Here is a 3,659-nt window from a genome sequence, read left to right as displayed (position 1 = left end):
TGTTTTTCAGGTATTCTGAAAAAGAAGTTTTGGAAGCATTCAGGTGGTTAAAAGTATGGTTGCCCACACGGTGGCCTTCGGTAGATAACTGTTCAAATAATTCAGGATGCTTTTGAATGTTATGACCGATGCAAAAAAAAGTGGCTTTGGCGTTAAAATCCTTCAATTGCTTCAACACCCAAGGGGTAACCTCGGGAATTGGGCCATCATCAAAAGTCAAATAAAGCGTTTTTTGCTTACGCGAAAAGTGCCACAAGCGTTTGGGGTAAAGAAACTTGACAAAAAACGGGATCTTTACAACATATTTTTTCACTTCTTATTGATTCAAAACTCTTTCCAGTGAATCTATCATTCTCAATAGGGTTTCTTCATCCATATTGTCCCAATCGAGGGTATCGTCAAAATCATCTTCAAATGTTTCGTCTTCCAGTTCAGAGGCATAAAAATGCTGGAATTTTCTTAAATAGGTATTAAACATTTCAGCTTCAGACTCAAGCAGTTCTTCGTCACTTCCATATACCAATGTGCCCACAAGACTTCTGTAGCGTTCAATATCCATCAAAATGACATCAGGAAAGCGTCGTTGAAGTGAGAACTTGAATGAAGCATAATAATCCAGTCGCTCCTGATAGGTAATAACCACTTGTTTATATAAATCAATCGCTTTTTGGTCTTGGTTCACTTCAAAGTAACCGGTTATGTAAGGTTCAAGTAAAGTATAATAGCCAAAATATTCAACCGGCATGTGTTCCATAGCAAGGTCTAATACCTCTTCAGCTTTTTCAAGTTCACCTTCCTGGATAAGTTGCTCGGCCAAACGTGCCAGATTGCTACGGTAGCTAATGGAGTTTCTACGTGTCTCAGGATCGTGATAGATATCCGGGCTGCCGGAGTTGCCCCAGTCCCATTTCATGACCATGTCATACATTTTCTCGCTATCAATCCTCCCCATATCCAAAGGGTTTCTTCTGTCAAAAGGTGTTTTGATGGGCACCAACTTGTAAGCCATTCCGTCAAGTTGGAGATAGTCCTTCATCCACAAATAGTCTTCATCGCCAAAAGCACCTCCGGTAAAGTAGATGGGGCGTTCCCAATTGTTGTTGGCAATAATATCCAGCATCATCATTCTGTTTTTGTAGAGAATATCATTTTTGATGTAAACATCAATAAAATCCACAATAAGGTGTGCATCTTTTTCGGCAACAATACCATTGCGTAAAACGGCTTCTTTGTCCACTGGAATCCGAATGTTTTTTGATGGAAATGTCTGGACCATTTGTCCGCTTTGCATTTCAACGGTAAGCCTTGGGTCATCATTGGCCACCCAGTCCATCCAATCATTTATATTTAGAGGTAAGTCTTCTTTTATAATTTCTAAAGTTGAATTTGGAATATTTGGTAACTTACTGAAGTAATCATAAGGCATTTTCAATATATAATCACGTGTGCCATGACGGTACTGTTCATGAGTAAGCTGTGAAGGAATGGGGTCGCTGTCAAAAGCCGCTTTTTTCATATCGTTGATATACCAGTCTGTATTGAACAAACTGGTGTTGACAGGCCTGACATCCCTGCGGTATTGTTCAACTCCCAGAGCATACCAAATAGCAAAGGTATCGTTGTCGCCAATGGTAAAAATAATACCGTTTGGGTCAACTGAATCCAGGTATTTTTTACCCATAGCTGTTGCCGTATAACGATTGGATCGGTCGTGGTCGTCCCAGTTTTGGGAGGCCAGAAGTATGGGTGCAGCCAGCAGGCCTACTCCAATCACTATGGGCACGGCTATTTTGGGCTGTATGTAGCTTTTAATGATTTCAAACAAGGCATACACCCCAAACCCTATCCACATAGCAAACACATAGAAAGATCCAACAAGAACATAGTCACGTTCCCTAGGTTCAAATGGTCGCTCGTTGAGATAGACTTTTAATGCCAGTCCCATAAACAGGAAAAACACCATCAACACCCACCAGCTTTTATTGTCTTTATTGTAATGAAAAACCACACCCAGCAATCCCAATATCAAAGGGAGGAAATAGTAAGTATTGTGGGCTTTGTTGTTTTTAAAATCAGTGGGAAGGTTGGTTTGTGGGCCAAGCCTGGCTTCATCGACAAATTTGATGCCGCTTAACCAGTTTCCGTTAAAGATGTCATTCCTGCCTTGAATGTCATTTTGTCTTCCGGCAAAATTCCACATAAAATAGCGCCAGTACATATACCCAAACTGATATTCAAACATATAACGCATATTTTGTGTAAATGAAGGCTTTTGAATATCCAGATAATCGCTAAACTGGTTTAAAAAACTGTGGTAATCTTCACTGTCAATTTCCCCGCGGTTGTAGCGCTGCTTAAACATGGCCACTTCGTTCATCAAGGCTTCCTGACTTCGGAATTGGCGTTTCACCTCAAAATCGACACCACCAATAATGTTTAAATAATTGGCCGCGTGCTCTGTACTCCACATTCTTGGGAGGAAGGTTTTGTGGCTGTCGTCAAGGTTCATTCTTGCATTTTTGTAATTGTTTACAATTACATATTTGTTGGTTTCATAATCACGCTCATAATTGGGCTTGTCGTCAGTATAAGGGTTGTTGCGGTCAATGCCGGCATACATTTCGGTAAACTGGGCATCATACAACAAACTTTGATCTCCATATTGCTCCCTGCCATAATAAGCTAAAAGTTCAATGGCATCACTTGGGCTGTTTTGATTAATTGTCGGTCCGGCATTGGCCCTGATGGGAAGCATTAAATAACAGGAAAAACCAATAAAAATAAACAGCAAACAATGTGTAATTGTATGTAGCTTAACAAGGTCTTTTTTGCGAGTATACCTGATTGCAAAATAGAAAATGGCAATCATTACTAAGCAGGCTATAATGGTGCCCGAATCAAACGGTAACCTTAAAGAATTGACAAAAAATAACTCTGAAGCTGAGAAAAACCGCATTGTCATAGGTATCATGAACACATAAACAAATAATAGAACGCCCACTGCCACAGCATTTGCTATAATAAAATTCTTTAGCGTTATTATTGGGTAGTTCTTGAAATAATACAATAAACAAATTGCCGGAATAACCAGAAGCGCCATAATATGAACTCCAAATGAAAGCCCTGCAACAAAAGCAATCAATAACAACCAGCGGTTGCCGCGAGGCGTGTTCATTTCTTTTTCCCAACGCAAGCCTAAGTAAAATAATACAGACATAATAAGAGCGGCCATAGCATACACTTCAGCTTCAACGGCACTAAACCAAAAACTGTCTGTAAAAGTAAATGCCAGAGACCCCACAGCGGCACTTCCCAGAATTAAGATTTCTTTATTTTTGTCAAGAGATTCATTTTTAGAAATAATTTTTTGAAGCAACAGTGTCAATGACCAAAACATAAAAAGAATGGTAAAAGCACTGGAAAAAACAGAAATCATATTGACAAAATAGGCAATTTGAGTGACGTCACCGGTGAAGGTTGAAAAAACAGCTCCCAACATTTGGTAAAGGGGAGCCCCGGGGGGGTGGCCCACTTCCAGGTTGGAGGAAGTTGTGATAAACTGGCCCGGGTCCCAGAAACTGGCTGTGGGTTCAACAGTGAGCCAGTAAGTTGTCAAAGCGATTAAAAACACACACCAGCCTGAAATTAAATTCCATTTT

At 40.1% G+C, this 3,659-nt stretch carries 2 protein-coding genes; both read right to left on the bottom strand.

From position 1 onward, the window contains the following. On the bottom strand, positions 1-313 hold a 313-nt coding region (locus AC6F75_RS10545; RefSeq protein WP_500714984.1), incomplete at its 3' end, for a polysaccharide deacetylase family protein. Positions 314-316: 3 nt separating this feature from the next. Next, on the bottom strand, positions 317-3,659 hold a 3,343-nt coding region (locus AC6F75_RS10540), incomplete at its 5' end, for a protein O-mannosyl-transferase family (protein ID WP_500714983.1).

The sequence above is a fragment of the Planktosalinus sp. genome, assembly GCF_059864935.1.
The sequence above is the reverse complement of the archived record's forward strand: the minus strand, read 5'-3'. Positions and strand labels throughout refer to the sequence as shown.